The 20,317-nt window shown below is 43.5% G+C and carries 13 protein-coding genes; 7 read left to right on the forward strand and 6 right to left on the reverse strand.

Annotated elements, in window-relative coordinates; translation table 11 throughout:
• Both ACFQ21_RS24030 and ACFQ21_RS24035 read right to left on the reverse strand, forming a co-directional pair.
• On the reverse strand, positions 1 to 5,817 hold the full coding sequence (locus tag ACFQ21_RS24030) for a carboxypeptidase-like regulatory domain-containing protein (protein ID WP_377583488.1): 5,817 nt from the start codon (positions 5,815 to 5,817) through the stop codon (positions 1 to 3).
• The gene (locus tag ACFQ21_RS24035) at positions 5,810 to 6,730 is read right to left on the reverse strand and encodes a 1-aminocyclopropane-1-carboxylate deaminase/D-cysteine desulfhydrase (protein ID WP_377583490.1); all 921 of its coding nucleotides are present in this window, start codon (positions 6,728 to 6,730) and stop codon (positions 5,810 to 5,812) included. The genes ACFQ21_RS24030 and ACFQ21_RS24035 overlap by 8 nt, the downstream gene beginning before the upstream one ends.
• A 110-nt stretch (positions 6,731 to 6,840) precedes the next feature.
• Here ACFQ21_RS24035 and ACFQ21_RS24040 point away from each other — a divergent pair, with 110 nt between their 5' ends.
• The gene (locus tag ACFQ21_RS24040; RefSeq protein ID WP_377583492.1) at positions 6,841 to 7,893 is read left to right on the forward strand and encodes a PA0069 family radical SAM protein; all 1,053 of its coding nucleotides are present in this window, start codon (positions 6,841 to 6,843) and stop codon (positions 7,891 to 7,893) included.
• A gap of 68 nt (positions 7,894 to 7,961) precedes the next feature.
• Here ACFQ21_RS24040 and ACFQ21_RS24045 read toward each other — a convergent pair whose 3' ends face one another.
• The 3 genes from ACFQ21_RS24045 to ACFQ21_RS24055 form a co-directional block, all read right to left on the reverse strand.
• Positions 7,962 to 9,320, reverse strand: coding sequence for a dipeptidase (locus ACFQ21_RS24045; protein ID WP_377583494.1), 1,359 nt, complete (start codon positions 9,318 to 9,320; stop codon positions 7,962 to 7,964).
• 59 nt (positions 9,321 to 9,379) lie between these two features.
• Complete coding sequence (locus ACFQ21_RS24050) at positions 9,380 to 10,330, reverse strand: SMP-30/gluconolactonase/LRE family protein (RefSeq protein WP_377583496.1); 951 nt, start codon at positions 10,328 to 10,330, stop codon at positions 9,380 to 9,382.
• Positions 10,331 to 10,428: 98 nt separating this feature from the next.
• A complete protein-coding gene (locus ACFQ21_RS24055; RefSeq protein ID WP_377583498.1) occupies positions 10,429 to 11,799 on the reverse strand; it encodes an exonuclease domain-containing protein in 1,371 nt (456 codons plus the stop codon).
• A 69-nt stretch (positions 11,800 to 11,868) separates the two neighbouring features.
• Between ACFQ21_RS24055 and ACFQ21_RS24060 the strand changes: the two genes are divergently transcribed.
• The 3 genes from ACFQ21_RS24060 (at position 11,869) to ACFQ21_RS24070 (ending at position 15,879) form a co-directional block, all read left to right on the forward strand.
• Positions 11,869 to 12,216, forward strand: coding sequence for a phage holin family protein (locus tag ACFQ21_RS24060; RefSeq protein WP_377583500.1), 348 nt, complete (start codon positions 11,869 to 11,871; stop codon positions 12,214 to 12,216).
• 41 nt (positions 12,217 to 12,257) lie between these two features.
• A complete protein-coding gene (locus ACFQ21_RS24065) occupies positions 12,258 to 15,257 on the forward strand; it encodes a PVC-type heme-binding CxxCH protein (RefSeq protein WP_377583502.1) in 3,000 nt (999 codons plus the stop codon).
• 112 nt (positions 15,258 to 15,369) lie between these two features.
• Positions 15,370 to 15,879 (forward strand): hypothetical protein, encoded by a 510-nt coding sequence (locus tag ACFQ21_RS24070; RefSeq protein WP_377583504.1) that lies wholly within the window; start codon positions 15,370 to 15,372, stop codon positions 15,877 to 15,879.
• A gap of 78 nt (positions 15,880 to 15,957) precedes the next feature.
• On the opposite strand, the gene ACFQ21_RS24075 is transcribed toward ACFQ21_RS24070, so the two are convergent.
• Complete coding sequence (locus tag ACFQ21_RS24075) at positions 15,958 to 16,983, reverse strand: isoaspartyl peptidase/L-asparaginase family protein (protein WP_377583506.1); 1,026 nt, start codon at positions 16,981 to 16,983, stop codon at positions 15,958 to 15,960.
• Positions 16,984 to 17,498: 515 nt separating this feature from the next.
• Between ACFQ21_RS24075 and ACFQ21_RS24080 the strand changes: the two genes are divergently transcribed.
• The 3 genes from ACFQ21_RS24080 (at position 17,499) to ACFQ21_RS24090 (ending at position 20,300) form a co-directional block, all read left to right on the forward strand.
• Positions 17,499 to 17,915, forward strand: coding sequence for a TraR/DksA family transcriptional regulator (locus tag ACFQ21_RS24080; protein ID WP_377584065.1), 417 nt, complete (start codon positions 17,499 to 17,501; stop codon positions 17,913 to 17,915).
• A gap of 86 nt (positions 17,916 to 18,001) precedes the next feature.
• The gene (gene scpB, locus ACFQ21_RS24085; protein WP_377583508.1) at positions 18,002 to 18,604 is read left to right on the forward strand and encodes an SMC-Scp complex subunit ScpB; all 603 of its coding nucleotides are present in this window, start codon (positions 18,002 to 18,004) and stop codon (positions 18,602 to 18,604) included.
• On the forward strand, positions 18,582 to 20,300 hold the full coding sequence (locus ACFQ21_RS24090) for a pseudouridine synthase (RefSeq protein ID WP_377583510.1): 1,719 nt from the start codon (positions 18,582 to 18,584) through the stop codon (positions 20,298 to 20,300). Before scpB ends, ACFQ21_RS24090 begins: the two co-directional genes overlap by 23 nt.
• Positions 20,301 to 20,317: the final 17 nt, after the last annotated feature.

Here is a 20,317-nt window from a genome sequence, read left to right on the forward strand (position 1 = left end):
TCACTCGATCACTACATTCTTCATTTCTTCGCGACCATATATAACCGGGAAGTACATCCACTCGGCCTTTGCGGGGTTGAGGTGATATTTACCTTTATACCGTGGCAACAGATCGATAGTGTAGTGATATATACCGGCACGAAGGCGCTCGCAATAAATACGGGTTTCATGCAGGTCATATTCACGATGCACTTCATTGCCTGACCAGCTTCGATCTTTACTATTGTAAGAGCAACCAGCCGGTATAGGTATATTGATCATAACATACTCCGCATCTTTCTTAACTTCAAGTTTCACTTCGAGCTTTAAAGGCTTGCCGGCTTTTATTTTTTTAATGCCTTGTTGCCATGCCGTGTGTATAACAAAATCCTTTTCTACTTTTTCAGGAGCAGCATTCCATTTTTCCTGGTACGCGGTAATATATACCGGGTCGTTTCCGGTTTTTCGAACAGATATACTTTTAACATTTGCATACTCTTGTTCATACGGAAACTTCGATATCTGTTCCTGGCTGTTAATGACAATTGCTGATTTTCGTTCGCGTTGTTTTTGTTTAAGCAAGTAAGGCAGCAGCACTTCAATAATTTGTGAGGATTGATACGTATTCAGCCAGCTTCGCTTGCGTTTTTCCAGGAAGTAATTCTGTAGCTTTAGCAGGTTAGCGTCATTCGGGTTTCGATGCTCCATCATTTGGAAAACAACAAGGGTATTATCGGTGTCATTGTCCCAGAGTGAATAATTACTTTCACCCCAATACCAGTTTCCTTTTAATGTTTCACTTCGTTGCTTATCGATCATGTTCCAGTTTACATCCATCTTTTGTAACTGCTTCAGGCGTTGTATCAAAAGCTGTTCATGTTGAGAAGGATGCTTGATCTTTTTATTCAGCGAGTCAAGTATACTCTGCATGGCAAGGTGCTCGCCTTTTTCGGAAAGAAATATCCACGACTTTAATTGGAGTTCTGCTGCTGTAGTGGTGGTTGTATTTTCCATCAGGTAATTCTTTATACCGAGCTTATCAAAGTTAACAGTATATCCAAGCTGATCAGCCCACAATAAAGCTTTGGCGATGTGAATGGTTATCCATACACTTCGTTCTCCGGCAGCATTCCACCAGCCCCAGCCACCATCTTTTTGTTGGTTGGCTGCTAATCGTTTGATTGCTTTTTCAACTTGCTTGTCGTGGTTGAATTTTTCTTTCCTGTAAATACAAATCGCTTTCTCGGCAAGCAACGCTTTTAATTTTGAAGCAAGCTGCTCGTTGCAATCGTACGGATATACTTTCAGTACACTGATCTCATCGAGCAACACATCCATCACATCGGCTTGCGCATATAGTTTGATCTTACCGGGCGAATCAAATGTAAACGTCAGGGTTGTATCGCGAGTAAGTGGAGCAAAGAACCCGAAAGCTTCCCGTGAGCCGATCGGCATCACAGGTATTTTACGAAGTTCACCGTCTTCATATTTCTTATAGGTCAGACTATATTTCACAGAAAGGCTGTCGGTTGTTGTACTGGTAAGATTGACAGTATCGATCGCTGAATTTTTAATAGCAATCTCACCTTGCCGTATAATCTTGTTCGCGACTTCAACAGAGCGTTTTATCAGCAGACTATCACTTCCGTAATTTGTAATCTTGCCGATAGCCCAGGCACTATCACCTTGCACTAAGAAATTTGGTAGTGACAACTGCGCAGCCAGTGGCTTGTATGATTGAATTTTACTTTGCACCTGGCCCGCACGTTTTTTAGAAGCCATTCCCAATACATATATATTCCACCCTGTTATATCATCGGGGAAAGTTACGTTGAAAGATGCTTCGCCATTTTTATCAGTATATAATTTGGGTTGCCAGAATGCATAGTCGCGGAAATTCTTTCGCGTGGATGATCCGGGTGCAGCATCTCCCGTTAACGCAAGTTGTGGTGAATCCGGTAATTTAGTCTGCATCAATTTAGACTTTGTCATGCCTGGTTTGGTGGAAATAAGTATTACGCCATTGGCTGCACGCGCACCATATATAGCAACCGCCTCTTCGGATTTGAATACGATCATCGACGTAATCCTGTTCGGATCAATGTCATCCATCGCTTTTGGTACACCATCGATTACTATCAAAGGCTGTGAATTACCATCTATACTTGACACACCTCTTAATTGCATACTTATCGAATCCATCATTACTCCGGGTGCACGACCTGTGAGAGAAGTGATTCCAAAACTTCTTCCCCGAACTGTTGTAGCCGCGGCCGTGATGCTTCTCTTTTGGGATTCGCTATAACCCACCACAACTACCTCGCTCAGCATCTGTATATCTTCTGCAAGATTTACATTTACCTGGTTGGCTGCGGAGGTGTTAAGCTCTTGCGAGGTGTAGCCGATAAACGAGACAACCAGTATACCATTGGTTGGTACATATATACGGTACTCTCCATTTATATCCGTAATTGTACCGTTGGTTGTTCCTTTCAGAATTATGTTTATACCCGGCAGCGCTTCGCCAGAACTATCGGTAACTTTTCCTGTTACCCAGCGGCCTCCGGTAAACGATTCGTTATAGGCCGACTCCCGGTAATATAGCGAACGCAGATTTTGCATTTCGTGCATGCGGTTCTGATCTATATATACCGATTCGTTCGACCATTTTTTTATTTGCTCCAGTACTTTCATGCTGAATGTATCGGCCGGTAGTATTTTTTCGTAAGTGAGTGTATAGAAAGTTCTTCCATACGGTTTTACAGCAACCGGCTTCGGTTTGCTATACTGACCATTTTTATAGAGCATAACCACCTGGTATTTACCCGGGAGCAACGGTGTTAAACTTGATTGATGACCGGGGAAGATATAGTATTCATCCGGCAGATCGAGATTCAAAATAAAGGTTGCGAAATGTTGGCCCAATCCGCCCCGATTATCCTGAATAACAAGCGTACCTGTTTTCTGGGACACCGGGTAATTGGTTGGATATTTTCGAATGGTATATTCTTTCTGTGGTTCTAGTTCATTTTGCTTCCAGTATTCAAGAATACGTTTTTCGGTTTGCACCTGATCTCGTAGTGATGGATTGAAAGATCGGTAATACAAGGGATGCCTCAGGAGGTAACGTACATCATAACTCTCACGATCTATAAGTTTGGGTTCAATAGTTACAGATCTTCCAGGTTTAAAATCGAAAGTAGTATTGAACTGTGGAGTATGATACGATATAGTACCCGGTACAAAGGGGCCAACAAGACTTTGTGTATCATTACCCCAATTGAAAGGAACCATCGCGTGAAAATTATTTCCCTGCTTCAGGTAAGCAAGCCGCTGTGTTAAGTCACGATTCAGCAAGAGAAAATGTGCATAGAGTTTATTGATCTCATAATCACTAAGGCTTAAACCTTCTTCACTTACTTCAACATTCTTCGGTAAATTGTTGAGATCAATACAGAGAATAAGTTTTTTGCCCCTCTCTGCTACTACATGGTTGATATTTACCAGCTTGTTATAGAGTCGTACGGTAAGATTGTGCCGGCCTGGCGAAGCGCGGAAGGAATAGGGCTCAAGACTCTTTACTTCGTGATAATACTTTAGTTCGTTGTCAATGTATATATAGTATATCGGCTGCAGTATTCCATTGCTTACAATAAACGGAGCGATTTGTGTGATGCTGTCTTCGCCGGCTGTGGAGTATGTATAAGTACCTTTTTCAGGATAAAGAAAATGATAGTATTCAATACTGTCCAAACCCAGTCGATTTTTCCAAAAGCGATAATGTAAATCGTTCGAGAAGGAACGCTCCTGTACTTTCTCACTGAACTCGTTGAATATCTTACGACTCTTGAATCGTTCGAAGTTTGGCACCGCGGCAGACGATCCTTCTTTAAACTTCTTAGTAATACTATAGGCTGTGAGGTCAGCATTTTTTACCGGTCGGTCGAAAGCGTCTGTCACATTTACTTTTATAGCAACCTGTTGTCCCGGGTATACCGCGGCTGGATGATCGACTTCTATATGCAGCCGTTTTTTGGCAAAGTGAATATCGTAATTCTGATTGCGCGATTCTCCCGCCCATATATATTGGATTGCAAAATAGTATCGTGCATGGGGCGATGCCTTTCGTTTTGCTGTATAACTATATCCGTAGCCTTGCTCAATGATGGTGTTATTTTTAAAAAGCTGGTAATGAAAAGGCAGCTTGCGCGGATTTTGTGTAAGGATCAACAGGCTGTCTTTTGTGTGCTCTGCACTAACCTGCAGATCATCGCCAATGGATTCAAGACTTATCTTTTTGATAAAAGAGTCATCCTGCAACAGCACATAATTTTGTATGCGCTGATCGATCTTTTGCTGGTAAGGCAGAGATATTTCTTTCTGTTCAACAATCTTGCCGTCTTTGTTCAGCGCCTGTATCTTGAATTTGCCACTGTCTTCTGAAGTAAAGATTACCGAATCGTTCTCTATCTTAATATCTCCTGCTGGTTTTATATAGGTATATTTCAGATTCAACTCTTTAACGTGGCGCTCATTGTCGGTGTTGGTAAAGATTGTCGTTACCTTGTATTCGAGCACGGCTTTCGGAAATATAGAATCCGGGAGCGATATACTGGTTTCGCCAATAGCGTCCAGCTTCAGGTTGTGCGTCCACAAAGTATCTCTTACAAAAATGGTCGGGTAATTGAAGTCACTGACACCAGCCGATTTTACAATGAGTTGAACACGAACATCGTATAACGGGAGATCATTGGCATCCGTACCTTTCAGAAATATAGTGGCCGGCTTATGTGGCGGTGCATTGTTGCTGCGTATGCTGAATAAGTTCTGCTTGAGTTCGTACTGTTCATAGTGGAATGAAGCATGAGGATAATCATCCGTTCTTTCGCTTTGTAAGAAAATGTTGCATCTTTTGTCGAGCTTTAATTGCATACTGTCGTACAGTATAAATTCATACACATAAGCGCCCGGCCTGTAAGGCGCAACCTCAGCCAGGGTTTTGGTTCGAGCGCTATTGCTATAGTCCTGATTAAGTCTAAGGGTGATTTTATGTTTTGCCGGTTTACCTTTTGCGTTAATAATATAGGCCTTCAATTTTACGGTATCGCCCGGTTTATACTTGGGTTTGTTTAGAACAACATAACCACTATAGGGCCTGGGAGTAAAGATTTTTTGCACGCGATAATATATACCTGGTGGATGAATGCTAGTATAATCGAATAAACTCCGCACAGAACGTGCAGCGTAAAAGAACGGTGATGCAATGTGATTAAAAGGAAATGTACCCAGCACCCTTCGCGTTACGCGTTTCGGCAGGTTGTTATTATACTTTCGCTGTACATCAAAGAATGATACATGTCCTTCGTGTAAAACTTTTATCCAGCCTTGTCGGTTTGTAGTGGCGATGCGGTATGCATTGTTCTTTTTAGAGAAAGGTATATTTCTGATGCCTATCCGAGGCTTGAGCGTGTTGACCGCTTTTCCGTTTACATCGTGAAATGATAACAGCAAGTCGCGATGATTGTTCAGGATGGCCATGTCAAGATTATTCACTGATTCCAGCGCAGCCTCTAATGTTGGTCCTCTCGATTTTATGTAGAGGTAATGCCCGGTTGGCAGTTCTTTTTCATAGACAGAATCTGCAGGATATGAATCAACCAGGGTATGAAAGAGACTATCGTTAAGCGGAGAGTAATTTTCGGTATATAATTTCTCAGCCTCTTCGTTGGTGATCTTGTAGATAAAGGTATAGTAACTCGATGTTCTGGACTCAACCAGGTTTTGTGCAGCAGCATTTGTACATACGAGTAACAGGCACGCGAGTAAAAATTTATTCATATAGGTTCGGGTAAGAAACAGCTCCTTGCAGCCCGCCTGTGTGCAGGGCAAGTATCGTGGAACCTCGCTTAAAAAAGCCTTTCTTTACCTCTTCCAACACCGCCCACATCAACTTGCCCGTATACACAGGATCGAGCGGGAGGTTATGCTGCTGGTGCATTTCACGTATAAAATTCTTCAGCACATCCGGCACCTTGGCATAGCCTCCGTGATGATAAGATGTAAGCACATTCCATTTTCCATAAACCGGCATTGAATTTTTTTTATACGCTGCATAGGTTTCCAGCAGATTGCTGATCTCCTGTGTGAGAAAATCTCCTTTCAACACACTAACACCAATAATTTCTCTTTTACCGGCAATACCCTCAATAATACCTGCCATCGTTCCGCCCGTACCGGTTGCAAGACACAGGTAATCAAAATCAATATTCAATAAAGCCTGTCCAAATTCTGCACAACCCTGTAGCGCAAATATATTGGTGCCACCTTCGGGTATAGCATAAAAATCACGAAACGCTTCATGCAGTTGCTGAATATAGTCTGTCTCATTTTTCTTTCTATAATCTTCGCGCGAAACATAGTGAAGCTTCATGCCGCGTTCCGTTGCAAAACGCAATGTAGGGTTTAGGGGTAGCACTTCTTCTCCACGAATTATACCTATACTTTTAAAGTTACATTCTGTAGCAGCCGCAGCAACCGCATATATATGGTTGGAGTATGCTCCGCCAAAAGTGAGCAGTGTTTTTTTGTTGAGTCTGCTGGCTTCTTCCAAATTGTATTTCAGTTTCCACCACTTGTTGCCCGAGACGAATGGATGATTGAGATCTTCACGTTTAACCATTAATCGTATGCCCGCTTTTTCCAAGGTGGCATGATGAAATTCCTGAACCGGAGTAGACTGATACTTTAGCAAAATCAAAGTTTTTTTCAGCCCTCAAAATAGTTTTTAAATAACTAATATTTTTAGACGTAATAACTAAAATAATTAGTAATTATGTGTAGTCATTAGCGAAAGGAGTTTTTATGGAAGAGGAATACTTTAAAGGGAGAGGGGCACAAATAAAAACCGGTAATAGATTTCTGAAGTCTCAATATGTTACGGATCATGTTGAAGGACTTGACGAACCGTTGTTTTCAGCACCAGCCACGCAAATTTTTTATGAGACACCCAAGAAGATTGTTAACAAAGTAACGAGCCCTGATTTACGCATGATGTACTCCACCAATCCCTACCAGGGATGCGAGCACGGATGTATATATTGCTATGCGCGCAACTCACATGAGTATTGGGGTTTTAATGCAGGTCTCGATTTTGAAAGCAAGATCATTGTAAAGAAAGATGCACCGAAGTTACTGGAGAAATTTATACTTCATCCGGATTGGCAGCCTGTGCCAATATCCGTATCGGGCAATACCGATTGCTACCAGCCGCTGGAGCGTAAATTCGAAATCACGCGCGGCATGCTAAAAGTGTTTGCCAGGTATAGGCACCCCGTTGGCATGATCACCAAGAACAGTCTGATACTTCGTGATATAGATTTACTCAAAGATCTGGCGCAGGATAATCTGGTGCATGTATATATTTCCATCACAACGCAGGATGAAGACCTGCGCAGAGCGATGGAGCCTCGCACGGCCAGTGCTATAAAGCGATTGAAAACAGTTGAAGAATTATCGAAAGCCGGTGTACCAGTGGGAATCATGAATGCACCGATTATACCCGGACTCAATCATCATGAAATTCCGCAGATATTAAAAGCAGCGAGTGATCACGGAGCATTAGGTGCAGGAATGACTGTTGTGCGATTGAATGGCGCCATCGGAAAAATCTTTGAAGACTGGTTACGAAAAAATTTCCCGGATCGCTTCGACAAAGTATGGCACCAGATCTGCGAATTGCACGGAGGCAATGTAAATGATTCCGAGTTTGGCAGGCGCATGAGTGGTGAAGGTAATTTTGCAGAAGCTATACATCAACTCTTCACCATTTCTAAGAAGAAATACTTTGGTAACAAAGCATTTCCGGCTATAGATCTTACCAAGTTCAGGAGAGGAGGCAATCTCAGTCTGTTCTGATATAAAGCAAAAGACACGAGTGCAGTAAACTCGTGTCTTTGATTATAAAGGCTATAAATATAGTATATCTATTTTTTAGCAAACTGCTTGTAGAAAGCAACTATTGTTTCTACGCCAAGCAGAAAATTGTGAACACCATAGTGTTCGTTGGGTGAGTGGATAGCATCACTGTCCAGGCCGAAGCCCATCAATACCGTATCCAGCCCGAGTTCTTTTTTAAACAGAGCAACGATAGGTATACTGCCTCCGTCACGTGTTGGTATAGGTGTCTTTCCGAAAACTTCCTCGAATGCTTTGCTTGCGGCTTTGTATGCTTCCGAGTCGGTTCGCGTAACAGCAGGTTCACCACCGTGGTGCGCCATCACTTTTACGTTTACATACGGAGGTGCTATAGATTGGAAGTGTTTTGTGAAGAGCTCGGTTATTTCTGCACTCACCTGGTTGGGAACAAGTCGCATGGAAATTTTAGCATGCGCTTTTGATGGTAACACCGTTTTGGCACCCTCGCCTGTATAACCTCCCCATATACCATTTACATCGAGCGTTGGTCGCACACCAGTTCGCTCTAATGTAGTATATCCTTTCTCACCTTTAATTTCATTAATGCCGAGTTCGTCTTTATACTCTTTCAGATCGAAAGGAGCTTTGTTCAGCGCCTCGCGTTCAGCAGCGGTAAGCTCGGCAACTTTATCGTAGAAGCCTGGTATGGTAATTCTTCCGTTCTCATCGTGCAGTGAATCGATCATGCTGCACAATGCATTGATCGGGTTAGCAACAGCACCTCCGTATACACCCGAGTGGAGGTCGCGGTTTGGTCCTGTTACTTCAACTTCCATATAGCTTAGCCCACGGAGACCTGTAGTAATCGAAGGATGCTCCAGCGAGATCAACGCTGTATCAGAAATAAGAATGATATCTGCTTTTAGCTTCGCTTTATTTTCTTTTACAAATGTTCCCAGGTTATCGGAGCCTACTTCTTCTTCACCTTCCACCATGAACTTTACGTTGCAGGGTAGCAGGTTTAGTTTCATCATGGTCTCAAAAGCCTTTACGTGCATATATACCTGCCCTTTGTCATCGCACGAACCACGTGCAAAGATTTTGTCATCTTTTATCACAGGTTCGAAAGGAGGAGAGTCCCACAGATTGATCGGGTCAGCAGGCTGCACATCATAGTGGCCGTATACGAGAATGGTTGGTAATGATGCGTTGATAATTTTTTCTGCATAAACAATCGGGTGTCCTTTTGTCTCACAGATTTCAACCGTGTCAACACCTGCAGACGAAAGTTTTTCTTTCAGATATTCTGCGGCTTTACGCACATCACCTTTATGACGACTGTCTGCACTAACGGATGGAATGCGAAGCCAATCAAAAAGTTCAGACAGGAAACGATCCTTGTTAGATGAAATGTATTCTTTAATCATGTTCCGGTTATTGAGTTTAACGGCAAATTACAGTATCGATCGGATTGTTAAAGCATCGCTCATAATTTTATCTTCATGATGATGGTTTCTTCGAGACTGGCCGGGTCTTTAATCTTTCCTTTGTTACCAATGATCTGCAACAACTGGCTGTTGGCTATAAAGTAAAACTGATCGCCAACAATAACACCTGTGGTAGGTGCATTGAATTTAGCATCACGCTCGCATAAAAAATCAATTCGTGCTGCGCGATCGCTGGTTGCGTTTAATGTTATTTTTTGAATGGACTCCGGGAAGAAAGTATTCTGAACTCCGATCAACGTGTTGTTGTATTGATAAAGGCCATCGTATCCCATCACCATATAGCGATCGTTGGGAACAGGTGAAATATGTTTCGTGGCAATATCAACGCGCACAACACCTTGTGGTCCACCGGTACTTACAATTAAAAATTTTTCATCGGGTGTTGCCGTAATGCCATTTGCAAAAGCAACGCTGCCTGCTTTGGTGAATTCTTCAAGTGCTTTGCTGTCTTTGCGCACTACCCATAGCATGCCTGCGTGTGTATCGGTAACAAATACATCGCCTGCTTTAGTAATATATAGGTCATTAAACAAGTGGCGGTTGTCGTCTTCCAGTTTAAAGCGCTTTACCATCTTCTTTGTGCGAAGATCATATACGTGTACGTTGGAAATTTTTCGTATCGTATCATGTTCGGGTGTATTGTTGCAAGCCCACAGCAAACCGCGGGCATCTACCCGCATGCCAAGTACCTGTTCAATCTCATCAGTTCCGGTCGCAATAAGGTCACTCGCTTTACCATCGGAAGTAATCTTGACAATCTTTCTTTTATATATACTGCTCAGATAAAATGCTTTTTCGGCCGGATCGTAGGCAATGCCTTCCGGTATAAGATCTCGTTCCTGCAATATAAATGCAGTCTCTGCTTTTTTCTGGGCGAAAGCAACATGACAAACGAATAGCAGCGATACGAGTAATGCGTGTTTATTCATACAATAATTTAAAGGGGAGATTTTGTTGTTTATCAAGATTATCACAAAACAGACAAGCGCTATATATACCTTAACAAACCGTTTGTCTCATAACGGTGTTAAAATAATACAACTTCCGCGCCTCGCGGGTTAGTAAGATAAGAATTAATAAGATTCTGCACGGTAGGTGTTTCGGTACTGGAGCGTACATACGTACGGGCCGACTCAAAATCAGCAATGGATATATCTTTACTAAAGTAGCCGAACCCACAATAGGTTCCTTTATCAACCAGCACGAGCGATTGCTCATCAATGTTTCTTCCTTTACCAATAATGGCGGCTGAACTTCCTGTGCTTTTAAATGTATCAATGGCTTTATGTACTCGCTTGTTATAGCGCTTAACGGTTTCTACTCCTTCGCAGGCTCCATGACATTCGCCTGTCTGGTAATTAAAACATAATCCTTTGGCAACCTGAAGTCCGCATAATTTAGGACAGAGATCAAACTCACGGACTTTCTCCCAGAGAAAATTCCACGCTTCTCCTTTCGAGCTGAAGCGAACCAGCGGATGCGAACCCTTCGTTACTATATTTACCGAGAACCGCATATAGCCGTTACGATCTTCATAATCAAAAATTCCCCACTCCTCAACTCTGTACTTTTGTGCCTGGTTATACTTGGGCCAGAGCCTTCGTATTTCCTGCGACTCCAGGATCAACGCAATCAGTTCGTTACCTGTCAGCTCGTGACTGATGTGGTGAATTTCATTTCTGATTTTGGATCGACTCCACTCGCGTGCTTCCCCGGTAAAGTGGCCGGCAATTCTTTTTTTGATATTGATTGCCTTACCAACATAAATAACCTGGCCGCGTGCGTTGTGAAAATAATATACCCCCGGCAATGCTGGTAAACGATCGAATTCTTCTTTCGGTAAATTGGGAGGAAGTATAGTTTCTCCTGAATTTTTTTTCAGCGCCTTCGCTATATAATTATCACGATCACGTCTTAATAACTGATCAAAAATTTTAACCGTGGCATGCGCATCGCCATTCGCGCGGTGCCGGTTGGTAATTTGTATACCTAAACTTTCTGACAATGTTCCGAGACTATACGAACGCAGTCCGGGTATAATTTTGCGGCTCAACCGTACGGTGCATAATTTTTTTGCCTGCCAGTTGATTCCGGTCAGTTCGAATTCGCGCTTTAAAAAAGAATAATCGAAATGAGCGTTGTGTGCTACAAAAACTTTTCCGTCCAGGAAGTTGAATATTTCTTCGGCAACTTCTTCAAACGTAGGTGCGTTGAGCACCATTTCCGTTGAAATTCCGGTAAGGCCTGTAATGTAGTATGGAATATCCCTTCCGGGATTTATTAAAGTATGATAGGTTTCCGTGATCTGGATTCCGTCATGATGAAAAATGGCAATTTCTGTAATGCGATGGTTTGCCGCATATCCTCCGGTCGTCTCAATATCAACAATCGCGTACATGGTCGAAATTTAAAGTTTGACATGTTAACGTAAAAGCAGAAATTCAAATCAAATTTTAATTATTTAAAAATGAACGGAATAGTCCGATTTCTCTTGTCCGGTGTAGCTGTATTATTAACGGCATATCTTATGAAAGGTGTGCACGTGGATCATTATGGTTATGCCTTGCTGGTGGCAGCTGTGCTTGCCCTGGCCAATATGATTGTAAAGCCTGTGCTCATCATCTTTACAATTCCCATCACCATTTTTACACTCGGTTTATTTTTGCTGGTGATCAACGCGCTGATCATTATGCTGGTAGATTATCTCGTGCCCGGTTTTCGCGTAGATGGATTCTGGTGGGCGCTTGCCTTCAGCATTGTACTTTCTATCTTCAACAGCTTCTTTACTGATATCTCGAAAGAAAAGGAGCGCTAGAATATATTTTTTCAAACCACCCTGAAGAAACCTTTACCCTCATGCAAGTTGCCACACGCATTATTGTTGCTGTTGCGCTGATCATGTTTACAGCATGCTCAAAAAAACAATCACAGTCAGAAGAGCATTCTCCGGAAGCTTCGCTCGCTGATCTGAAAGTATATGACGGATTGGAAGTGACACTGTTTGCTTCTGAGCCGATGTTCAGCAACCCCACCAACATGGATATAGATGCGCGCGGCCGCGTGTGGGTTTGTGAGGCATACAACTATCGCAACCAATACAACCCTAAAAACCCGGTGAAGAAAGAAGGCGATCGCATTATGATATTGGAAGATACCGATGGTGATGGCAAGGCTGATAACAGCAAAGTATTTTATCAGGGTACGGATATAAATGCTGCACTGGGTATATGTGTGCTGGGCAATAAAGTGATTGTGTCATGTAGCCCGAACGTTTTTGTTTTTACAGATGAGAATGGTGACGATGTTCCTGATAAAAAAGAAATTCTTTTTCAGGGTATAAAAGGTGTTCAGCACGATCATGCTATACATGCATTTCTCTTCGGACCTGACGGCAGACTATATTTCAATATGGGTAACGAAGGCGTATTATTGGTAAATGCAAAAGGTGATACGGTGAGAGATGTACATGGAAATAAAGTTGTTTCCAATGGAAAACCGTATCGCGATGGTATGGCGCTGCGCTGCAACCTGGACGGGAGTGATGTAGAAGTGATTGGCAATAACTTCAGAAATAACTATGAGTTGACTGTTGATCCTTTCGGCACGGTGTGGCAATCCGACAATGATGATGACGGAAATAAAGCCACGCGTATCAATTATGTAATGGAGGCTGGTAACTTCGGGTATAAAGATGAAATGACCGGAGCAAGCTGGTATAAAAGACGCACCAATGTAGAAAAGGAAATTCCATTTCGTCATTGGCATTTAAACGACCCGGGTGTAGTGCCCAACCTGTTACAAACCGGGGCAGGCTCACCAACGGGTATAACAATGTATGAGGGTACCATGCTTCCGCAGATTTTTCAGGGACAACTCATTCACGCGGAGCCTGGTCATAATGTAGTGCGATCATATACTATAACGAATGACGGTGCAGGCTATAAAGCTGAAATTGTAAATATACTCGAAGGACAAAATGACCAGTGGTTTCGTCCGGCAGATGTTACTATTGCTCCGGATGGTTCACTGTTCGTAGCAGACTGGTATGATCCCGGAGTAGGTGGTCACCAGGTTGCCGATGTTGACCGCGGCAGAATATATCGCATTGCGAAACCCAAAGCAGGATATACTATATCTCCTTCTGATGTGTCAACACCAGAAGGAGCCGTGCAGGCATTGATAAGCCCTAATGCCGCAACACGATATACAGGCTGGAATGCACTTGCATCCTTTGGTGAACAGGCGGAACAATCCCTCGCTAAACTCTGGACTTCTGAAAACCTAAGACATCGCGCGCAAGCACTCTGGTTGTTAACGCGTCTTCCCAACAAGGCAGATATATACCTGGCGCAAGCCTCTGCTGATAAGGAAAGCGATATTCGCATTGCAGCAATTCGCATTGCCAAACTTCTCAAGCGAGATATACTTCCTGTTGCCGCCAAACTTGCGAATGATTCTTCTGCCCAGGTAAGAAGAGAGGTTGCTCTTGCCCTTTGTGGCAATGCAACGCCAGAAGCCGCAGCGCTGTGGACACAATTAGCATTGCAGTATAACGGAAACGATCGATGGTATCTTGAAGCTTTAGGGATCGGTGCTGCTCAAACAGAAGATTTATACTTTAATTCCTGGAAACAGAAGGTTGGTAAAGATTGGAGCACAGTGCCTAACCGCGATATAGTATGGCGAAGCAGAAGTAAAAATGCTATGCCCCTGCTGGCAGAACTGATCAAGTCTTCTGATGAAAGGGAAATGCTGCGCTACTATCGGGCATTCGATTTTCATAAAGATCCACTCAAGCAAACCGTGCTCACACAACTTGTACAGCAAACACAAGGTGATAAAGTATTGTATGCTTTGAAACACATGGATGCTTCCAAATTGAAAATGACACCTCCCGTTATGACGGCACTTAACAAAGTGCTTGAGCAATATAAAGGAGAGCTTCAGTATGTGGAACTTGTATCGCTATTCAAATTGCAGCGCCATGCCGATGACCTGTTGCAAATAGGTATACATTATCCGGATAGTGTAAAAGGTAAAGAAGCCATAAAGGCTTTACTGGATTGGGATCGTACCGATCTGATCGATAAAATTCTGAGCTCTCCCAACCGCGATGAGGGCCAGGCCATGATCAAAGCATTATGGCCCTATATGTACGATAAAAAAACGATCGCCATCATGGAAGATGTAATGATGGACACTTCAAAAGAAATGGAGCTGCGCAAACTGGCGGTAAAAACATTTGGCGGTCCGTGGGAATCAGAAGATCGCTTATTGCTATTGGCAAAGGAAAAGAAGATACCCATAACGTTGCAGGCAGCAGCGGCCGGAGTTTTCCAAACTGCATGGCGTGCAACTTTGCGTGAAGAGGCTGCTAAATATCTTCGTCTACCGGGAAGCAAGGAAGGCACATCGCTTCCAACGGTATCGATACTGGTCGATAAGACAGGCGATGCTGCAAAAGGTAAAGCTGTTTTCAAGACTATATGCAGCAGTTGTCATCGTCTTAACAACGAAGGTGTAGAGTTCGGTCCTGACCTAAGTGAGATTAGTGATAAACTTCCGAAGGAAGCAATCTATACAGCTATACTATATCCTGACCAGGGGATAAGTTTTGGTTATGAAGGCTGGCGTATAAAATTGGCTGACGGTTCCTCTGCGTTCGGGCGCATCATTTCAGAAACGGAAGACAAGATTGATGTGCAGTATATGAACAACTCGCAAACAGTGCTGAAAGAAAATATACTCTCGCGCACAAAACTGGAAAGCTCGCTGATGCCATCGAACCTGCAGGCAATCATGACGGAGCAGGAGCTGGTTGATCTGGTGGAATACCTGAGCACGCTTAAAAAGTGAAATAAACACCCTAAAAATCCATTAAGCGATTCATCTACAGCCACTTTATGTTACACCAAGGGTTTGGCATTGCGTTTGCCTTACCCTATGCAGGTATTAAACCACCTGCTTTATGAAAACTAGATTAGGTTTACAGGTAACAATGGTATTGTTTTTACTGGCTGCAGTAACTGCTGCACAGGCGCAACACAGGGGTCATGATCGTGATCGAGACAATAGTGGCAGAGGTCATGGGCATGGTAACGGAAACGGACATAGTAAAGATTACAGAGACAGAGATCGTGACAACGGTCACCATCATCACCATAATCATAACAAAGTAGTGCATGTATACCATCATCGTCCGGCTCCGGTAGAGCGCAGAGTTGTGGTACACCACCATCATCACGACCGTCCTCGTTACGTTTACTATCGTGACTATGATGTATACTATGATTGCGATCGCCAGATGTTCATTTCATTCTCCGGTAGAAACTGGACGGTGAGTATTGAGCGACCTATACGCATGCATCATGTAGATATATACCGTGCGTCACGTGTAGATGTTGATTACTACAACGATGATTTTCCACAATACCTGGAACAGAAGAGACCACACGGAAGAGTATATGCCGAATGGTAATACCAATACGATAGATAGAAATAGTATATGGTGTTGAGTGTAGAATGTCAGACGAGAGTCTGACATTCTTTTTTTATATCAATCCTTATAGATGAACGTTTTGCCTTCGCCCTTCTTCTGTATATAGCCTCTGTACATACCAGCAGTGTTAAAGGTCATCGAAATGTTACCCAGACGATCGAGCGCTATAATTCCACCATCACCGCCCAGGCGTGGAACCTTCTTCATCACCACACTGTCGGCTGCCTCTTGTAAGGATAGGTCGGTATATTTCACCAGCGAGGCTATATCATGCGCTACTGCCAAACGAATAAAAAACTCGCCCCATCCCGTTGCTGATACACCGCATGATGCATTGTCGGCATAGGTACCGGCACCAATGATGGGAGCATCTCCAACGCGTCCGTATTTTTTATTGGTCATGCCACCAGTAGATGTACCGGCCGCTATGTTTCCATATTGATCAAGTGCAACAGCACCTACTGTTCCGAACTTTTTGTCTTTAGTGTAGGGATCGATCAATGCAGCTTCGCGATCTGCCTCTGCTTCTTTTGTTTTAAGCCATTGCTTGTAGCGAAGGGAATCAAAAAAATACGAAGGGTCTACAATTTCAAGATTCTGTTCCCGTGCAAATTTTTCAGCACCATCACCAATCATCATTACATGTTCTGATTTTGTCATCACTGCGTATGCTGCTGTTATAGGATTCTTGATTGTAGTAACTCCGGCAACAGCACCGGCCATTAAATTACTGCCATCCATAATCGATGCATCCAGTTCGTTCTTGCCTTCGCTGTTGAACACAGCTCCTTTACCCGCATTGAACAACGGAGAATTTTCCATCACCTTAATGGCAGCAATAACAGCATCGAGACTTTTGCCACCACGCTCAAGCACAGTATAACCGCTGTCCAGCGCCTGTTGCAGCGCAGCGTGATAAGCTTGTTCGCGCTCGGGTGTCATATTCTCACGCTTAATAGTGCCGGCACCTCCGTGGATAACCAATGTTATAGGACCTGCGGGTCTATCAGCAACACGTTCGTCTGGCTTCTTGCTACACGCAGCGGCTATAGCGAGCAGACTAAAAAGTAGAAAAAATCTCATAAAAGGTTGGGTTAATAATTAGGAAAGGTAGGGAATTGCTATTATACTGCGATTCGGGAATTAATTGTATAATATTTTTTGTTTTCGGGCGTGAGCGCATAATTTTGCGCATCTTTTACCAAACGGGCAAACACCATATGGCTAAGAATAAAAAGACCAGCGCTAAGCCAGCTAAAAAAGCTGCAAAAGCGAAACCTACAGCTAAAGTAAAAAAAGCAGCTCCGGCTAAAGCTAAAAAGGCTCCCGCCAAAAAAGTTGTTGCTAAAAAAGCAGCTCCCAAAAAAGCAGCTCCCGCTCCTAAAAAACCGGTGGCTGCAAAAAAGGAAGCTCCTAAAAAAGAGCCCGCTAAAAAGTTAGCAGTTGCCCCGAAGAAAGAAGAACAAACTGTGAAGGTTGAAAAAACCGTAGCGCCTAAGAAAGTAGAAAAGGTGGAAACACCCGTTAAACCAACTCCGGTTGCTGCTAAACCTGCACCACCACAATTAAATATTTTTCCAGTGCCGAACCAGAGACCGATTGCTCACAAGCCTGCACAAGGTGTAGCATCTAGTGAAGAAAGAACACGCTATTCAGAAGAAGAGTTGAAAGAGTTTGAAGGACTAATCAACCGTAAACTTGATAAAGCGAGAGAAGAGTACAAGATTTTAAAAGATACTCTCAACCGTAACAACGATGAGGGAACAGATGCCACTTCAGGGGGAAATACAAAGGTATTGGAAGACGGAGCAGAAACTGCAGAGAAAGAAAACCTCAGCCAGCTTGCAGCACGTCAGCAAAAATATATAACGAACCTGGAGAATGCATTGGTACGGATTAAGAATGGTACATACGGAATATGTTCCGTAACCGGAAAGCTGATCCCGAAAGAACGATTGATAGCGGTGCCACACACCACGCAGTCCATCGAAGCGAAAATGATGCAACAAGATTAAACAAAAAGCTTCCCCTCTACACCAGAGGGGATTTTTGTCTCTGAACAATTTTTTTGGTTTATCTTTAATAACAAACACAGAACACCGTGGACTTTCTACAGAACCATATTGAGGCGTTGATCTTTTGCTCGCCTAATCCTATAAAAGTTATTGATATCAAGACCTGCCTCTCTGAAATGTTTAATGCCGATGTTCCGGATGAAGACATAGCAGGAGCACTGCAGCGCCTTGAAGAGAAATATACTGCAGAAGAATATTCCTTCCAGCTTTATAAAGCAGGAGGAGGATACCAGTTTCTTACCAAGCCAGCATACCAGGCAAGCATTGGTATCATGCTGAAACAGCAATCGAAGAAAAGACTATCGACATCAGCGATGGAAACACTTTCCATTATTGCTTATAAGCAGCCGATCTCAAAAACAGAGATTGAAAATATTCGTGGTGTGAACTGCGACTATGCCGTACAAAAGTTACTCGATAAAAATCTGATCGAGATAACAGGCAAAGCGGATACTATTGGTCGTCCGATGCTATACGGCACTACACCTAAATTCATGGAATACTTCGGGATCAATGACCTCAATGAGCTCCCCGTTCCGAAAGAATTTACAACCGAAACAGATACAACCAGTACCATAGGGGAAAATACCGACTTAAAAGAAACAGATGTCCAGCCGCAACAAGAGTAACTCATCCGGGAAATCAGGAGCCCGGAGCAACGCATCCAGACCTGGTAAAACTTTTAAGAGCAGTAGCAATAGCGCTCCTCGAGGAGGCTATAAGAAATCTGATAGAAATGAATCTTCCGGCAAGTCGTTCCGTAAATCGGGCGATTCGTTTGAGGAAAGAAGCAGCAGACCACGCAAGACTTTCAAAAGCGATAGCGCTCCACGGGGTGGCTATAAGAAATCCGATAGAAGCGAATCTTCTGGCAAGTCGTTCCGCAAGTCGGGCGATTCGTTCGAAGAAAGAAGCAGTAGACCACGCAAGACTTTCAAAAGTGATGGCGCCCCACGGGGAGGCTACACGAAATCTGACAGAGGCGAATCTTCCGGCAAGTCGTTCCGCAAGTCGGGCGATTCGTTCGAAGAAAGAAGCAGCAGACCACGCAAGACTTTCAAAAGTGATGGCGCCCCACGGGGAGGCTACACGAAATCTGACAGAGGCGAATCTTCCGGCAAGTCGTTCCGTAAATCGAACGATTCGTTTGAGGAAAGAAGCAGCAGACCGCGCAAGACTTTCAAAAGCGATAGCGCTCCACGGGGAGGCTATACGAAATCAGATCGAGGTGAATCTTCCGGCAGACCGTTCCGTAAATCGAATGAAGAATTTGGTGAAGGACGCAGCCGCTCCGGAAGTGCATTTTCAAAACCCGGCAAAAAGTTTTTCAAAAGTGCGGACAAGTCTTCAGACGCAAGACGTGAAGACAATGATGCACCTCGCAAGAGTTTTTCAGCACTGGCAGGAGGTAAGACATCTTCAGATAAACCGCGCAGAGAAGCACCGTTCAAGAAAAGATTTTCTGACGAAAGCAACGAGCGTCCCTTTAAAAAAGCAGGTGCGAGAAGATCGTTTGATGAAGCCGATGAAAAGCCAAGAGGCTTCACCAGCAAACGAAAAGTTTCCGGTGAACGCAAGAGTTTTAACGAGGAAGAAGAGCAGACGCCTGCACAAACCAGCAAAGTGCGCCTCAACCGATATATAGCGAACAGCGGTGTTTGCTCCAGACGCGAAGCAGATGAACTCATCTCTATGGGGCTCATTTCTGTAAACGGGAAAACTATTACAGAGCTTGGCTATAAAGTAAATCCCGGTGATGAAGTGCGCTATGAAAGTAAAGTGTTGCGTGCCGAAAAGCCGGTATATATACTGTTGAACAAACCGAAAGGATACCTTACCACAACAGTCGATCCGCAAGAGCGTAACACTGTAATGCACCTGATCGGCAATAAAATAAAAGAGCGTATATATCCAGTAGGCAGACTCGACCGGAATACAACGGGATTACTTCTGCTCACCAACGATGGTGACCTGGCCGACAAGCTGATGCACCCTTCATATAATGTAAAGAAGATATACAAGGTTGAGCTCGACCGCCCGTTAACCAAAGCTGACTTCCAGAAAATAGCAGAAGGTATAGATCTGGAAGAAGGTAAAGCAATGGTAGATGATATCGCTATTATCTCAGATGATGGAAGAACAGTGGGTGTTGAGATACACATCGGATGGAACCGTGTTGTTCGCAGATTATTTGAATCGTTGGAATACCAGGTTGTAAAACTCGATCGCTCGGTATATGCTGGCCTCGATAAAAAAGATCTCGGCCGTGGCGAATGGCGCTTTCTGAAGAAGGAAGAGATTGTTCGATTGAAACACTACAAATAAAAAACTCTGGACATGCG

It is taken from the genome of Ohtaekwangia kribbensis (assembly GCF_042676245.1).
In the GTDB taxonomy this organism is placed as follows: domain Bacteria; phylum Bacteroidota; class Bacteroidia; order Cytophagales; family Cyclobacteriaceae; genus Ohtaekwangia; species Ohtaekwangia kribbensis.